The sequence below is a fragment of the Marinibaculum pumilum genome, assembly GCF_042646425.1.
Classification (GTDB): Bacteria; Pseudomonadota; Alphaproteobacteria; order Ferrovibrionales; family Ferrovibrionaceae; genus Marinibaculum; species Marinibaculum pumilum.
Window position 1 is genome coordinate 10,380 of sequence record NZ_JBHRTR010000016.1, and the last position, 14,886, is coordinate 25,265.

The 14,886-nt window shown below is 68.4% G+C and carries 12 protein-coding genes and 1 tRNA gene; 4 read left to right on the plus strand and 9 right to left on the minus strand.

All coding sequences use genetic code 11. The features are described from left to right. Both ACFOGJ_RS06125 and ACFOGJ_RS06130 read right to left on the minus strand, forming a co-directional pair. Positions 1-1,163, minus strand: a 1,163-nt coding sequence (locus tag ACFOGJ_RS06125) for a pentapeptide repeat-containing protein (protein WP_379898930.1), incomplete at its 3' end; no start/stop codon positions are given. Beyond that, a complete protein-coding gene (locus tag ACFOGJ_RS06130) occupies positions 1,160-3,880 on the minus strand; it encodes a DUF2169 family type VI secretion system accessory protein (protein WP_379898931.1) in 2,721 nt (906 codons plus the stop codon). The genes ACFOGJ_RS06125 and ACFOGJ_RS06130, both read right to left, overlap by 4 nt. Before the next feature lie 198 nt (positions 3,881-4,078). Here ACFOGJ_RS06130 and ACFOGJ_RS06135 point away from each other — a divergent pair, with 198 nt between their 5' ends. The 3 genes from ACFOGJ_RS06135 (at position 4,079) to ACFOGJ_RS06145 (ending at position 5,879) form a co-directional block, all read left to right on the plus strand. Then, a complete protein-coding gene (locus ACFOGJ_RS06135) occupies positions 4,079-4,546 on the plus strand; it encodes a hypothetical protein (protein ID WP_379898932.1) in 468 nt (155 codons plus the stop codon). Positions 4,547-4,569: 23 nt separating this feature from the next. Beyond that, positions 4,570-5,055 (plus strand): hypothetical protein, encoded by a 486-nt coding sequence (locus tag ACFOGJ_RS06140; RefSeq protein WP_379898933.1) that lies wholly within the window; start codon positions 4,570-4,572, stop codon positions 5,053-5,055. 68 nt (positions 5,056-5,123) lie between these two features. Continuing rightward, complete coding sequence (locus ACFOGJ_RS06145; RefSeq protein ID WP_379898934.1) at positions 5,124-5,879, plus strand: hypothetical protein; 756 nt, start codon at positions 5,124-5,126, stop codon at positions 5,877-5,879. 76 nt (positions 5,880-5,955) lie between these two features. On the opposite strand, the gene ACFOGJ_RS06150 is transcribed toward ACFOGJ_RS06145, so the two are convergent. From ACFOGJ_RS06150 to ACFOGJ_RS06160, 3 genes are all read right to left on the minus strand, one after another. After that, positions 5,956-6,360, minus strand: a complete 405-nt coding sequence (locus ACFOGJ_RS06150) for a PAAR-like domain-containing protein (RefSeq protein ID WP_379898935.1) — start codon at positions 6,358-6,360, stop codon at positions 5,956-5,958. 38 nt (positions 6,361-6,398) lie between these two features. Continuing rightward, on the minus strand, positions 6,399-8,402 hold the full coding sequence (locus tag ACFOGJ_RS06155) for a type VI secretion system Vgr family protein (protein WP_379898936.1): 2,004 nt from the start codon (positions 8,400-8,402) through the stop codon (positions 6,399-6,401). 411 nt (positions 8,403-8,813) lie between these two features. After that, positions 8,814-8,888, minus strand: a tRNA-Val gene (locus ACFOGJ_RS06160). A gap of 207 nt (positions 8,889-9,095) precedes the next feature. Between ACFOGJ_RS06160 and ACFOGJ_RS06165 the strand changes: the two genes are divergently transcribed. After that, on the plus strand, positions 9,096-10,034 hold the full coding sequence (locus tag ACFOGJ_RS06165; RefSeq protein WP_379898937.1) for an N-formylglutamate amidohydrolase: 939 nt from the start codon (positions 9,096-9,098) through the stop codon (positions 10,032-10,034). 177 nt (positions 10,035-10,211) lie between these two features. Here ACFOGJ_RS06165 and ACFOGJ_RS06170 read toward each other — a convergent pair whose 3' ends face one another. From ACFOGJ_RS06170 to amrS, 4 genes are all read right to left on the minus strand, one after another. After that, positions 10,212-11,276 (minus strand): alcohol dehydrogenase, encoded by a 1,065-nt coding sequence (locus tag ACFOGJ_RS06170; protein WP_379898939.1) that lies wholly within the window; start codon positions 11,274-11,276, stop codon positions 10,212-10,214. Between the two features lie 214 nt (positions 11,277-11,490). Then, positions 11,491-12,726: an AMP-binding enzyme gene (locus ACFOGJ_RS06175; protein WP_379898940.1), complete on the minus strand. Its 1,236-nt coding sequence runs from the start codon at positions 12,724-12,726 to the stop codon at positions 11,491-11,493. 11 nt (positions 12,727-12,737) lie between these two features. Further along, the gene (gene pyp / locus ACFOGJ_RS06180; protein WP_379898941.1) at positions 12,738-13,127 is read right to left on the minus strand and encodes a photoactive yellow protein; all 390 of its coding nucleotides are present in this window, start codon (positions 13,125-13,127) and stop codon (positions 12,738-12,740) included. Between the two features lie 548 nt (positions 13,128-13,675). Continuing rightward, a complete protein-coding gene (gene amrS, locus ACFOGJ_RS06185) occupies positions 13,676-14,797 on the minus strand; it encodes an AmmeMemoRadiSam system radical SAM enzyme (protein WP_379898942.1) in 1,122 nt (373 codons plus the stop codon). Positions 14,798-14,886 lie beyond the last annotated feature (89 nt).

The window sequence follows — 14,886 nt, forward strand, 5'->3', positions numbered from 1 at the left end:
TGCAGCCGGTCCTTGTCGGTGCCGCGCACGCCCTTCGTGGCGCTGCCGTCCGTACGCGCGCCTTCGGTCTTGATCCGGTGATGATCGGCCCAGCCGAAATCCGCGTCCCGCAGGTCGGTGTCGGTCAGGTCGGCATTGGCCATCAGCGCATGGCGGAAGTCGGCCTTCGCGAAGCTGGCGCCGCGCGCCTGGACGCCTTCCATGAAGGCGGTCTGCAGCCTGGCCCCCTTCACCTGGGCGCCCGCCAGGTCGGCCTTCGCGAAGGAAGCCGTCGGCGCAACGATGCCGTCCAGGTTCGCCCCCGACATCTTGGCGCCGGCAAAGTTGCAGCCCTCGGCTATCGCCTTGCCCAGATTGCCGCCCTCCAGGTCGGCGCCGGCGAAGCCGCAATGGGCCATGCTGGCGCCCGACAGGTCGATGCGCTTCATGCTGCAGTCCAGGAACTGCAGCTGCTCCAGCTTCCAGCCGGCGAAGTCCATGTCGTCCAGGGTGCATTTCTGGAAGGCGACGGTCTTCATGCCGGTGGCCGACAGCTTCAGCGGCCGGATATCGGCCTCCTGGACGATGCAGCGCTCCAGCTGCGCGCGGCTCAGGTCGAGCCCGGCGATGTTGCCCTTCGACAGGATCGTGCAGTACAGGCTGGCGCCGGCCCAGGACTGGTCCTGCAGGTCGCAGTCCTGCCAGACGGTGCACCATTGGTCGGCGCCGTCGAAGCGGCAGCCGGCGAAGGCGGAGCCGGTCACGGCGTCGGTCCGGAAGCGGGTGCCGCGGAAGTCGCAGCCGGCGAAGCGGCAATCGACGATGGTGAAGACATCCAGCAGCACGCCCTGGAAGTCGCAATCGGCGAACTCGCATTCGTTGAAGGCAATGCTCAGCAGCTGCGCACCGGAGAACCGGCAGCCGGCGAAGCGGCACTTGCTGAACGCCACCGCCGTCAGCTCCGCGCCGGCGAAGTCGACCCGCTCCAGCACCACCTCGCTGAAGACACCGGTCTGCATTGCGATGCCAGCCAGCGCCGTATCGCGGATCGCCACCTCCGAGAACATCGGCGCGACGGCGAGCTGGCTCTCGATCTCCGCCCGGCCGAAAAGCTGCGGCGGGTTCAGGAAGTCGAAGGGGCGGGCGGCCGCGCCGGCCGCCGCGCTGTCGCTGCGCTCGGTCATGACCGTCCCATCCCGGTGAGGGTCGAGCGCGCGGTGTTCGTGCCCTTGAAGCCGTTGTCGGTCATCGCCGCGTTCAGGAAGTTGCCGCCGTACAGCACCGCACCGGCGAAATCGGTCCTGTCGATGCGGGCCTCCAGCCAGATGGCATTGCTGAAATTGCCGCGCGCGAAGCTGGACTGCACGATCTCCGCCTTGGTGAAGATGGCGCCGCGCGCCACCGCCTCCTCGAAGCGGGTGGCGCGGATCCGGGTCTCTGAGAAGTCGACGCCATCGGCCACGGCACCGGTGAAGTCGGCGCCGGTCAGGTCCGCCAGCCGCAGCGAGCAGGTGGCGATCCGCGCGCCGACGAAGCTGGCCTTGCGCAGGGTCGCCGGTTCCCCCTGCACGCCGAACTGGTCCAGTACGGCGCCGTCGAAGCGCGCGCCCTCGGTGCTGCCGTTCTGCACAAGGACGGTCGCCAGGGTCGCGCGGCTGAAATCCGCCCCCGGCAGCGGCGTGCCGGAGAAGATCACCTTCGTCAGCGCCGCCTCGACGAAGCCGGCGCTGCTCAGGTCGCCCTCCTCGAACACCAGGTCCTGCAGGACCGCGCCGGTGAAGCTGGCACCCGGCAGCAGCGCCTGGCCGAAGCCGGTTCCGTTCAGCCGTGCGGTGTCGAAGGCCGCCCGGGCGCCGTTCATCGCGCCGCAATTGGCTTTGGTCAGGTCGGCGCCGGTGAAGCGGGTCCCGGTCGCACTTGTCTTTGCCAGGTTCGCCTCCGTCAGGTCGGCACCGGTGAAGTCGGCGCCCGCGATATCGGCCTGCGCGAAGCTCGCCCGCGCCAGCTTCGCCTTGCGGAAATCCGCACCGCGCAGGTTCGCGCCGCGGAAATCCATCTCCTCCAGGTCGCGGCCGGAGAAGTCCATGCCGGCCAGGTCCACGCCGACCAGGCTGGCGGGCGGCTTCTCGCCACGGGTCAGGGCCTCGTCCAGGGCAGCGCGGGCGAAGGCCGCCTTCTCCATCGACGGGGCGGCGGGCAGCGGCAGCATATGGCCGACCGCACGATCGGCGGCCCGGATATCGGCATCCATCGACGCCATCTGGGCATCGACCTTGTCGGCCTCCTCGCGCAGCTCCGCGAACAGCTTGCGCAGCTCCTCGTCATGCTCCTCGAAGCGCTTGTTGGCGGCGAAGTACTTCTCCTTGCCGTCCGCCCAGATCTCCGCCAGAGGGCGCTGCGCGTCCTCCAGCTGCTTCTTCTCGAAGGCATCGTAGTCGAAGCCGTGCAGCGCGGCGCGGTCGCGCAGCTGCGACCGCATCGCGTCATGCGCCGGCACATGTTCGGCGACCAGGCCCTGCGCCTGCTGCTTCAGCGCCTCCGACGCCGCCTCAATCTTCTGGGTGAGCGCAGTACCGTCCAGGCTTTCCGGCCGGTTGAAGTCCAGCACCATGTCCTGCAGGGCCGCCACTTCGGGCGGCAGGGCGACCTTCGCCGCCATCTCGTCCTGGGCGGCGCGGATGCCGGCCTGCACCGCCTCCGGCATCTCCGCCAGGATGCCGTCCTGCGCGGCCAGCAGGGCCGCGAGGGCCGGCGCCGGATCCTTCGCGAAGTCCTTCATCCGCACCACCAGCCGCGGGTCCGGCGGGGGGTCGCCCTCGTCCTCCGGCTTCAGGCCGGTGTCGTAGGTCAGGATCGCCGCGCTCGCCTTCGGGTCCACCCGGCGCCGCAGTTCCGCCGCGTAATGCTCCAGCGGTCGCGGCGCCGTGCCCATGCGCTCATAGGCGAACAGCATGTGCGCGATCTCGTCTCCCAGCGGGGTCGCCAGCTCCTTCGCGCCGCGATAGACCAGGATGCCCCGCAGGTCGCCGGGGAACAGCCAGACCGTGTCCAGGTTCTGCGGCACTTCCGCCAGGCGCAGGCCGCCCTTGCCGTCGGCAATGTCCAGGAAGCAGCGGGCACGGATCTCCGGCAGGCGTCCCTCGATCCTCGGCCGCCCGGGATGCATGCCCAGGACCGCGTAGCGCTCGTCGCCGGCGAACCAGTCCTTCTGCCACTGGTCGGCGGAGGCGCGGTTGAAGGCCTTGAAGTCGGTGTCCGCCGCCAGGCCGGGGAAATGCCCGCCCTGCAGATAGGCCGCGCCGTAATCGCCGTAGCGCGCGGTGCGCTGCGGCCAGTCGGCGGCGATCGGCGCGAAGCTCGCCGGCTTCGGCCGGCTGTCGGGATCGGTGACCGGCTGGCCCGGATACTCCACCTGCGGCAGCCGCACATTCTCCGCCGACAGCGCCTCCGCCACGAAGCCGCGGCCCAGCGGGTTGGCGGCAAAGCCATTGCCGCCGAACGCGGACTGCCAGGACAGGGGCACCGAAGTGAACGGCTCCGGCGCGCTGGCCTGATACAGATTGTCCCATTTGTGGCGCCAGATCCGGCGGCCGGTGACCTTCAGCCGCTTCTCCACGGCGCCGAGGCGGATGCCGACCTCCGCCTCGCGGAGGGTGGTGCCTTCCGGCGCGTGGCAATCGCCGATCGCGAGGACCTCCGCCGCCCCCTTCGGCAGCGATTCCTCCAGCGGAAGCTGGCCCAGCTTGCCGGCGGCAAAGGGCCACATCTCCTGCTCGGTCTCCAGGTCGCGGGGGCTGTCGAAGGGAAAGAAGAACAGCGAGCAGACGCAGATATAGGGCCGCTTGCGGTGCGCGAAGAAGCGATAGGATATCGCCTGCTTTGTCGGCTTCCGGATCAGCATCCCCGCAACGCTCCCCTGCCCCGCACCTTTTCAATCCGCCGCCGGGCCGATGGTCAAAATTCCACCCCAATCCTGGCGGACTATGATGACCGTCCGGCGACGACACGGTGCATCATAGTACCGGGCAATATGGCCGAAACAGGGCTTTCGCGGGGTCATCCCGGGCAACGGCCGGCAGGACGGCGGGAGGAACGGGGCATGGCGGAGAAAGAGAGCAACGGCCTGCTGGGCTACGAGGAGGCCTCGCTTGGCTACAACTACATCAAGCTCAGCCTGAACCTGCTGAAGGGCAGCGCCAAGATGTCGGCCGAGACCTCGGTGGAGGCGGGCTTCCAGTTCTCTGTCACCCTGTCGGGCGATTATTCGACCAAGATCGGGCCGGCGATCTCTGCGGAGGTCTGGGCCCTGACCATCGGTTCGGTCGAGTATTCCGCCGCCGGCAGCGAGAAGGTGAAGATCGACGGCAACCCGATCACCCTGAAGACGGCGCTGGTGGAGCACGACAATGTCGCCTCCACCGTCAACGCGATCGGCGCCAAGGTGATCGCCGCGGCAGCCCGCACGGCCACCCGCGGCAACCGAACCCGCGCCCGCGCGATGCGCAACGTGACCTCGGGCAACCGCAATCAGCTGGGCGGCCGGGTCTCCACCGGCAACACCGTCTGAGCACCACGCCGGGAGAACCGCACATGGTCCAGGTCAACACCAGCAGCGCGCTGGCCGCCGCCGACAAGCCGGAGGAGGATCCCGGCGAAGTGGAGTTCTTCACCTTCGAGGGTCCGAAGATCAGTTTCGGCGCCTCGATCGGCACCAGCCACACCATGTCGGTTTACGGCTTCAAGGCGGTTACCTCCATCAATCACAAGAACTCCATCTCCTGGGGGCCGGCCTCCGCCGGCCTGCAGGGCCCGGCCAAGCTGGACATCGCCATCAAGGGCGCCCGCAAGACGGTGAAGATGGACCTGTCCAGCTCCATCGAGCTCAACCCCGCCGCCCTCTACCACAAGGCGAAGGAGCGGCTGGCCGCCCGCGGCGTGAAGGCGGAGCAGGACGCCAAGGAGGACAAGGAAGATGTCTCGGAAATCTCGACGACCGTCGTCGACACGGACAGCAACGGCGACCAGAACGAGAACAATGTCGAAGTGACGGTCAATGGCGGCGGGGCGGAAGGCTAGAGCGGCCTGCGTCCGTTCGGACCAGACAACAAGCCGATCCAGGCCCCGGCAGGCGGAAAGGTCCGGAAATGGTCAAGGCACTCGGTAGCGGCTCGCCCTGGTTCAGGGTGTCCGACAAGACCAAGATGGCGCATAACGGCGTCTTCAAGTTCGACAAGAAGACAGGATTCCGCTTCCCGACCAAGGTCACGGACGAAAAGGGCAAGTTCGCCGCCAGCGCCGGTCCCTTCTCGTTCAAGGCCGAGGAATCGAAGGAAAGCAGCTTCACCTGGACGCCGCTGGCGGCGGAGCTGGAGGTGGGCGCGAATTTCGGCCTGAAGGTCGCCGCCAGCGCGGAGGCCGTGCCCGGGGTCGTGCAGATCGCCTGGAATCCCGCGCTGCTGGGGGCCGATGGCAAGAAGATTGCCGCAGTGATCGCCGCCCTGACCGGCACGATCGCCGGGGTGACCGCCGTGACGTCGCTCAAGAGCGACACCAAGACCGGCGATACCGCCGTGGAGATCAGCTCCTATGCGGCCCTGATCGCGGCGGCCGCGGCGCTGCTGGCGCTGCAGCAGAACATGTCGTTCAAGCTGAACCTGAACCCGACCCTGGGGATCACGGTCCATCCGGTGCTGGTCGCCGAGAAGACCGAGGGCAAGGAGTGGGAGACAGGCGCGATGGACAACAAGACCACCGCCTACAAGAAGTCGATCAACAAGACCGACCTTCTGGTCGCCGTCGGCCTGATGAAGGCCAGCGGCTCCGACAACGACAGCAGCGCGTCCAGCGTCAATGCCGTCGCCAACAGCAACGGGGTGGCGCTCAACCGCAACAAGACCTGACGCGCGCCCGATGCCGGAACGACAACGGCCGCCCCATTCACGAGGGCGGCCGCTTCTGTTTCAACGATCTGCGTTGTCAGCGCAGGAACAGCACGAAGGGCTGGCAGGGCACCGCGCCGGTGACGCCGGGCGCGTTGATGTTGTTCTGCATCGTCGGCTTCAGGCTGTTGCGCGCCGGCAGGAAGTTCACGTTGATCCCGACGCAGCCCATCACCGACCGGCTGGGCAGCGAGACGCCGCCGCCCGCCACCGCCCCGCCGCCGGACACGCCGGGCTGGTCGCCGTTGGTCACCGGTTCGGAACTGGCGATGGTATGCGCCGGCGCCACCGCGATCACCACGTTCGGCGAAGGCGGCACAGCCAGGGTCGCGGTCCCCAGATTCGGGTAGGGCAAGGGCACCGTGGCCGGCCCGACGACGGTGTTGCAGGTATCGGGAAAGGCCGTGTGCTGGCCGGGCAGCGAATTGCAGGCGAATACCATCTTCGTCTCCGATCCCTGGTGACCTGATCCCTGGTGACCTAGCCCCTATCACCCTGGTCGTGGCCGCCATCGTCCTGGCCGCCATCGCCCTGTCCGGCCGGGGCGGCGCCGTTCCCCTGCCCGTCGGGCATATCCAGCAGGCTCGGCTTGTCGACGGTACCGTCCTTGATCGTCGTATGCACGCCCTTGTTGGCACGCACGAAGGCGCCGTCGAACATCTCGATGGTGACGGTGCCGCCGACGGTGATGTTGAAATTGCCCATCACCTTGAGGTCCAGGTCGCCGCCGACCCGCAGCGACCGGTCGCCGAAGGTGATGTCCTCGAAATCGCCGCCGGTGAAGTCGCCGCGGCGCTCCTTCGCGCTGACCAGCAGCAGTTCCTCGTCCCGCTTGTCGTACATCAGCATGCCGTTGCCGCCACGATCGGTGAGCCCGGTCATCAGGCGGTTCTGCACCGGCTGCGGCAGCATGTTGTGGGTCTGTGCCGGCGGCGGATAGGCGGGCTTCGCCCGGCTGTTGTACAGCGAACAGATGATGCAGGGCCGGTCGGGATCGCCGTCGATGAACTCCACCAGCACCTCGTCGCCGTTGCGCGGCCAGTTCATGGTGCCCCAGCGCGCGCCCGCCCAGGGCTGGCCGATGCGCGCCCGCACCGGCGACGGCTTCGCCTGGTCGTCCCACTTGAAGACGATCAGGGCATGGACATCCTTGTCGATGTCGACCAGCTCGCTCTCCGGCTCGGCGACGACATTGGCGATCTGCGGCACCTGCAGCGGCGGCCGGTCCGGCAGTGGCGACGGGCTGAAGGGCACGTCGGTGCGCAGCGCCTCGAACACATTGCGGAAGATGCCGGCGCCGTCGGGACGGCGGCGGCGCAGTTCGTGCCGTACCAGGCAGACCATGAAGCGGTCGCCCGGCCCGATCCCGGGCAGGCGCTCCGCCCCTTCCAGCGGCAGGCTGAGCACCGCGCCCGGCATCATGTCGGGGCAGATGCTCTCCACCCGCAGGAACCATTTCTGGTGGGCGAAGGCGTTCATCCGCCGCTTCGCCATGGTGTCGACGCCGCTGGTCAGCTTCTGGAAGCCGCCAGGATAGTCGTAGACCTGGTGCACGCCCTTGTCCGCCGGATACTGCGCCACCAGCCGGGCGGCCGCGTTCTGGGGGTTGTAGTCGCGCATCATGTACTGGTTGGGCACCAGGCGGGAGCGCATGCCGACATCGGTGACGACATCGTCCATCAGCTCCACGATGTCGTCGCGGTTGTAGGACAGCCGCATCGGCCGGCCGTCCAGCACGTCCAGTTTGGCGTCGTCATTGTCCTGGCACAGCGTGATATGCGTGCCCTGGGAATCGTGCCGGAAGTTCAGGAAGATGTTGTCGCGTTCCAGCACCCGCATCAGGAAAACCAGGTCGGATTCGTCCATCTGAACGCTGAAGTCGCGCCGGCTCAGGTCCTTCAGGTTGCAGTGGGTGGTGGGCGCGCCGCCATAGGCATTGCCATATTCCTGCACCATGGTCTCCAGGATGTCCGCGGCGGTGCCCTTCCAGACCCGGCGCCGCCGGGAATAGCCGAACAGCGCGATCCAGGGGCCGATCAGCACCTCCAGGGTGCGGCGGTCGCCGACGCATTCGTCCTTGTAGGCGGCGAACAGCACGATGCCATGCACCAGGCGGCCACCCATCTGCAGGGTCGCCGGCGCGTCGGTCAGCCCGCCCGTCGTCTCGTTCCCCATCAGCAGCGGGAACTTGTAGGCCTCCATGCCGACCTGCGCCCAGATGTAATAGGGCTGCGGCGTGTCCAGCACGAAGGGCAGGCCGTGCGGCCAGGCCAGGTCGCGCAGCGGCCCGGGCTGCGGGTCGGTCATGTCCATCCGCGCCTGGTCGACGAAATCCTCAGCCTCCTGGAAGGCGCCGTCGATCCGGATCGGCTGCCCGGACAGGCCCTCTACGAAGGTCATCGAGTGCAGCTTGTCGCCGGCGAAGACCATCTCGCCCCCGGCGACCCCGCCACGCGGCCGAAGCGTCAGTTTCAGACCATCCATCGCACCATCCTCTGCGATCGCCGCAGGCCCCAGGGGTGGCGGCGCGTTCGGGTCTATCCCTGCAGGAGAATATTGGCTGCATTGCGGCCATGCCGGGGCCGGATCAGGCCCGGCCGCTGCCCCTCGCGCTGCAGCCGGGACAGGACGGTACACCGCTGCGCTCGGCCGACAAACAGGAATAAGGCGGCTGTTGCGTCACGCGGAAAAGGGTGCGGTCGATGCCCAGGGAACAGATTGTGGGGGGGATGGATCGCGGGGGGAAAGGAGTTGGAGCCTGCCGGGTCCGCCCCCAGAGTTTGTTTCTCTGGCCGGTTCCGGTTGGCTTGCCGAGACGAAGCTCGCGGAAGCTGCGCCCGCCTTCGCCCTACGGGCTGCGGCGCGGCATCCTTCGCACGCTCCGCGAGCGAAAGGTGGTGGGCGGTACTGGGATTGAACCAGTGACCTTCGCGATGTCAACGCGACGCTCTCCCGCTGAGCTAACCGCCCGTCCGGACGGGACCCTTTTCCGGGTCCCTCGCGAGAAGCGGCGGGGCATGGTTGCGCCCGCCGGCAAGGCTGGATCTACTATCGCCCCGCGGCGTGCAATGCAAGAGTGGATGTTGCCCGCTGCCGCTTCTATATCGCCTGCATGAGTTCCAGCATGATCCACCCCGCCCTGCGCGACCGCCCGGCCCGTCCGGGTGCCGGTTCCCGATGACGAAACGGCGGCCCCCGCCCGACACGCCGCCCGACGCGCCGTTCGCGGACCCGGGCCGGGCGATCCGGGTCGATCCCGGCGTCGCGCCGGTGCTGCCGGTCGTCGTCTCCAGCCCGCATAGCGGCCGCGACTATCCGGCGGAGTTCGTCGCCCTGTCGCGGCTGGACCGCGACACCCTGCGGCGGTCGGAGGACAGTTTCGTGGAGGAGCTGTTCGGCGATGCGCCGGTGGCCGGCGCGCCGCTGCTGCAGGCGCTGTTCCCCAGGGCCTATTGCGACCCGAACCGGGAAGCCTATGAGCTGGACCCGACGATGTTTGCCGACGCCCTGCCCGATTATGTGAACACCCGCAGCCCGCGGGTGGCCGGCGGGCTGGGCACGATCGCGCGGGTGGTCAGCGTCGGGCACGAGATCCACAGCCGAAAGCTGACCTTCGCCGAGGCGCTGGAGCGGATCGAGAGCTGCTGGCGCCCCTATCACGAAGCGCTGTCGGCGCTGCTGAGCGGCACTCTGGACCGGTTCGGCCACGCGATCCTGCTGGACTGCCATTCGATGCCGTCGGTCGGCGGCTGGGGCGACCGCGACCGCGGCCGCCACCGCCCGGACGTGGTGCTGGGCAACCGCCACGGCACCGCCTGTGCGGAGACCGTGATCGACACCGCCGCCACGATCCTGGATGCCGCCGGCCTGCGGGTGGTCCGCAACGTGCCCTATGCCGGCGGCTTCAACACCCAGCACTACGGCCGTCCCGCGCAAGGCGTGCATGCCCTGCAGGTGGAGATCAACCGCGCCCTCTACATGGACGAGCTGCGCTTCGAGCGGACGGCGGACTTCGCCCGCCTGCGCGCCGTGATGGACCGCCTGGTGCGCGAACTCGGCGCGCTGGACCTGGGCGGCGCCATCGAGAACGAGATCCTGCCCAACGCCGCCGAGTAGCGACAGCGGCCTAAAGCGTTCCCAATCTAGGTAGACACTTGTCGTTCTCGGGCTAGACCCGAGAACCCATTCCGCAAGCCATGACATCCCGCGGAGTTCGCGGAATGGATCCTAGGCTCAAGGCCTAGGATTACGGCTTGGTGTCGCAGCATCGTTTCCGCCATTTCTTGTAGTGCTCTAAGGCGTCAGCACGGCGCGGCCGCGGATGCGGCCGGCCCGCAGGTCGTCCAGCGTGGCCTGCGCCGCGTCCAGCGGCCGGGTCTCCAGCGGCACCGGCTGGATATGGCCGGCCCGCGCCAGATCGACCAGCTCCCGCAATTCCTCCAGGGAACCGACATAGGAGCCGTTCAGCGCGATCGCGCGCAGCGGCAGGGTCGGCACCGGCACCTCGATGGCACCGCCGAACAGGCCGACGACGATCAGCTTGCCGCCCTTGCGCAGCAGCGCCATGCCCAGCTCCGCCGTCGACTGCGCGCCGACGAAGTCGATGGCGGAGGCAAAGCCCTCCTTCGCCTGCAGCAGGCGCTTGCGGATCCCCTCCTCGTTCGGGTCGACGGCCTCCGAGGCGCCGGCGTCCAGCGCCGCCTGGCGCTTTGCCGGGTCGATCTCCGCCACCACCGGACCGACACCATAGACGGCGCGGGCCAGGCCGACGGCTGCCAGGCCCAGTCCGCCGGCGCCGATGATCAGCAGCGGATGGTCCGCATCCACCGGCGCCGCCTTGCGGATCGCGCCGAAGGCGGTCAGCCCGGAACAGGCCAGGGTGGCCGCGAAGGCGTCGGGCAGCGGGTCGTAGGCGACCAGGTAGCGCGGATGGTCGGCCAGCAGGTAGGTGCTGAAGCCGCCGTCCAGGGTGGTGCCGTGGCTGCGCGGCCGGGCGCAGATATGCTCGTTGCCCTGCCGGCACAGCAGGCACTGGCCGCAGCCGCCCCAGGGAAAGACGATGCGCCGGTCGCCGGGCGCGACGCCTTCCGCCTCCGGCCCCGCGGCGACCACCTCGCCGACGACCTCGTGGCCCAGCACCCGCGGCAGCTTGATGCCGCGGCCCAGGTCCATCTTCTGCCCATGGCCCAGGTCGAAATAGCCGTCGGCGATGTGGATGTCGCTGTGGCAGACGCCGCAGGCCCGCACCTTCAGCAGGACCTGGCTGCCCTCCGGCTGCGGCGGCGCCTCGGTCACCTCCTGCAGCGGCCCGCCGAATTCCACCAGCTTGAAGCTGCGCCGCGTCTGCGCGTCCGTCATCGACTTCTCCTCCCCCTGAAGGCACCGCGCCCTGTCCCGACCGGGCGATGCGCCTTGTCATTCCGATCTCATGGTGCCGGCGATCTCATGCTGCCGGGGGAGGCGACTGTAGCCGCGGCGAACGGCCGGTCAATGCGGCGACCGATCCGGCAGCCGGCAGGCCGGCATCGGCCGGTCCCGCTCGCGGCGCTCGGTGATGAGGAACGGGGTCGATCTAGGCTGCGTGAACCGGCCAGTCCGCCGCCTTGCCGGTGGCGCCGGTGGGCAGGACAGGCCCGAAGCTCAGGGCACGCGGGCGCTCCGCGACCGGCAGATTGCCTTGTATCCATGCCGTCAGGCTGCGCCGCAGTTCCACCTCCGGGGCCGCACCGGTCGCCGGCACGATGAACGCCTTCAGCCGCTGCCCCTCCTCCGGGCGCATCAGCCGCACCGCGCAGTCGGCGATATCCGGATGGGCCAGCAGCCGTTCGCGGACCCGCGCCGGGGAGACGTTGATGCCGCCGACCTGAACGACATGGTCGCGGCGTCCCTGCGGCAGGAAACGGCCGTCATGCCAGGCAAGCCGGTCGGGGAGGTCGTGGCGGCACGGGCCGGCCGCGCCCGCGCGCTCGGCGATGCCGTCCTCGAAACGCCACCAGGGAAAGGGGGCGAAGCCGTCGTCCGGATCGTCCCGCCAGCCCAGGCCGGAGGTCTCCGAACTGCCGAACACCTCAACCAGGCGTTCGAGCCCCAGCGCCTGCAGCCCGATCGCCAGCTCCGGCGGACAGGGAGCGGTGGAGCTCGTCCCCGCAACCCCGGCCGGCAGGCCCGGCGCCACCTGGAGCACGACCGACCACCAGGCCGGGTGCGCGACCACCAGGTCGCCCGGCTGGAGTACCGCCCCCAGCGCCGCCGGCGAGCGGCCGCGCAGATCCACGACCGGCACCTCGATGCCGAGATGGCGGGGCAGCAGGACGGTGAATATGAAGCCGTAGATATGGTGCGCGGGCACCGCGGTCAGCAACCGCCGGCGGCCGCCCAGCAGGGTCGCCAGGAAAGCGGCCTCCGCCTCAAGTGCCGCCAGATCGTGACTGCAGGACGTCCCGGCCCCGGTGCTGCCGGAGGTTCGGAAGGTGACGACGGAATCGAAACGCTCCAGTGCGGCCGCCGCGATCTGCTGCCAGTCGCCAAACCTGCGGTGCATCAGGAGATAATCCTCGATGCCGCTTCGCCGCATCTCCAGCAGTTCGGCCAGGGCGGAGGCAAGGCCCAGCAGGTCGAGGGAATCCGCACCGAGCCCGTCTTCCCCGATCGCCAGCTCCGGCGTCCAGGGATGCGGCGGCAGCTGTGGCGCCGACCCGGGCCGCAGGCGGGCGAACTCGCCTGCGACAAGGTCGCCGACCACCCGCGTCAGGGCCGCCGGGCCCCGCCACCAGGATGGTGGCGGGGCGGCATCGGAACGAACGGTCACGGCTTGCAGGATCAGAGGCGCTTCACGAAGACCCAAAACGTGTTGTCGACCAGGGCCTTCTTCATATGCACCTTCACCTTCGTCGGCTTCATCTTGTAGTCGAAGGTGTACTCGAACATCGTATTCAGGTCGCCGCTCTTGACACCCTGGTCGAACACGCCCTTGAACTTCGGCGAGTTGGTGCAGGGTGCAACATCGGTGAAGAAGTTCTTGCCGATGACTGCCTTCGGGTCGCGGCCGGTGATCGCGCCCTCGGCGGCGTTGTACTGCAGCACCTTGCCGGCGCCATCGAGCTGGATGGCGCCGAACGCCAGCTTGTCCAGCTGGCCGGAATCCATCTTGGCCATGACGTTGTCGATATCGGCCTTGCCGAATTCGACGAACTTCATCGTGTCTGCCATTTTTCAACAATGTCCTGTGTGAGCCCGGAGACATTCCGGTCGCGGCGCGGAAGAGACTGGCAGGCCGGAATGAAGGATCGGTGAACGCCGCCCGGTTCGTGCCTCGCGGTTGACCGCGACCCTGCCTCGCAGGAGATACGCGGTCGGCGGCGACCCGGATCTGAGACCGATGGAATAATTCCGCGCCCCGGCGGCAAGGGCCGTGCGCCCCGAGATTCGGGCACGGCAGCGCCATGAAGGTCCGTTGGCCGCGGACAAAAAAATGGGCCGCGACAAGCGCGGCCCAAGTTTAGGGAGGAAACGCCCAAGAAGGGCAAGCGACCCAGGCAAGCCCGTGTCGCACTGCACAATCTGCCACCGAAAAAGCCCTTTGCCAAGGGTGCAATGCAAAAAATTTTGCGGCACCGCCGAACGGACGAGATTAAAATTAATTAATTTCAACGCGTTACGCCGAAAACGCGACTCTTTCGCATTTTTGCATTGCCGCATTGCACTGCACGCAGGCCCGCTGCGCTTCGCTGTGGGCGGATATTTCAGCCTGCAGGCCGTTACCCCGCGGGAACGGGCGCGCTGAGGGTCACCGGCAGGCGCCGCCGGCCCCAATTGCCCGGCGGGCCATCGAAACGGCCGGCGCAGCCGGTACCGCAGGCGCGGCAATGCCCGGTATCGTCCAGGCCCCAATGGGTCAGCCGGTACCAGTCGCGGCCGATCAGCTTCGCCCCGCACTGGTGGCACCAGGTGCTGTCCGCCTCCTCATGGTGGACATTGCCGATATAGGCGTAGCGGATGCCCGCTTCATGGGCGATGCGCCGCGCGGTCAGCAGGGTCTCCACCGGGGTCGCCGGCACGTCCATCATCTTGAAGTCCGGGTGGAAGGCGGAGAAATGCACCGGCACGTCGGGGCCCAGGGCGCCCATGATCCATTCCGCCATGGCGGTCAGCTCCGCCTCGGAATCGTTGTGGCCGGGGATCACCAGGTTGGTGATCTCCACCCAGACGTCGGTGTCGTGCACCAGGTATTGCAGGGTCTCCTTCACCGTCTCCAGCCGGGAACCGGTGAGCTTGTGGTAGAATTCCTCGGTGAAGGCCTTCAGGTCGATATTGACCGCGTCCATCACCGAGTAGAATTCCGCCCGCGGCGCCGGGCAGACATAGCCGGCGGAGACGGCGACGTTGCGGATCCCCTTCTCGCGGCAGGCGATGGCGGTGTCGACCGCATATTCCAGGAAGATCGTCGGGTCGTTGTAGGTATAGGCGACCGAACGGCAGCCCAGGCGCTGCGCCGCCTCCGCCAGCATCAGCGGACTGGCGGAGCCGGACAGGGTGTCCATCTGCCGCGACTTCGACATGTCGTGGTTCTGGCAGAACTTGCAGGTCAGGTTGCAGCCCGCGGTGCCGAAGGACAGGACCGGGGTGCCGGGCAGGAAATGCGCCAGCGGCTTCTTCTCGATCGGGTCGACGCAGAAGCCGGAGGACCGGCCGTAGGTCGTCAGGACGATGCCGTCATTCTCCCGCGCCCGCACGAAGCAGAGGCCGCGCTGGCCCTCGTGCAGCTTGCACAGCCGCGGGCAGACCTCGCACTGCACCCTGCCATCCTCCAGCATGCGCCAGTGGCGACCGGGCACGGTGGCTTCGCGGAACTGCGGCGGCACCAGGGGGGGGGCCGCCATGACGGGACCTTTCTCCGATGGCTCTTGCATGGCGAACATATGTGGACCATCTGTCGCCGTTCAACGGGCTCATTCAGCGGGCCCGGTCG

What these genes read in the sequence shown, in the direction of transcription:
- ACFOGJ_RS06140 (WP_379898933.1), top strand. Translation starts at nt 4,570, where the DNA reads ATGGTCCAGGTCAACACCAGCAGCGCGCTGGCCGCCGCCGACAAGCCG.
- ACFOGJ_RS06145 (WP_379898934.1), top strand. Translation starts at nt 5,124, where the DNA reads ATGGTCAAGGCACTCGGTAGCGGCTCGCCCTGGTTCAGGGTGTCCGAC.
- ACFOGJ_RS06135 (WP_379898932.1), top strand. Translation starts at nt 4,079, where the DNA reads ATGGCGGAGAAAGAGAGCAACGGCCTGCTGGGCTACGAGGAGGCCTCG.
- ACFOGJ_RS06155 (WP_379898936.1), bottom strand. Translation starts at nt 8,402, where the DNA reads ATGGATGGTCTGAAACTGACGCTTCGGCCGCGTGGCGGGGTCGCCGGG.
- ACFOGJ_RS06150 (WP_379898935.1), bottom strand. Translation starts at nt 6,360, where the DNA reads ATGGTATTCGCCTGCAATTCGCTGCCCGGCCAGCACACGGCCTTTCCC.
- pyp (WP_379898941.1), bottom strand. Translation starts at nt 13,127, where the DNA reads ATGGCAGACACGATGAAGTTCGTCGAATTCGGCAAGGCCGATATCGAC.
- ACFOGJ_RS06130 (WP_379898931.1), bottom strand. Translation starts at nt 3,880, where the DNA reads ATGCTGATCCGGAAGCCGACAAAGCAGGCGATATCCTATCGCTTCTTC.
- ACFOGJ_RS06165 (WP_379898937.1), top strand. Translation starts at nt 9,096, where the DNA reads ATGACGAAACGGCGGCCCCCGCCCGACACGCCGCCCGACGCGCCGTTC.
- amrS (WP_379898942.1), bottom strand. Translation starts at nt 14,797, where the DNA reads ATGGCGGCCCCCCCCCTGGTGCCGCCGCAGTTCCGCGAAGCCACCGTG.
- ACFOGJ_RS06170 (WP_379898939.1), bottom strand. Translation starts at nt 11,276, where the DNA reads ATGACGGACGCGCAGACGCGGCGCAGCTTCAAGCTGGTGGAATTCGGC.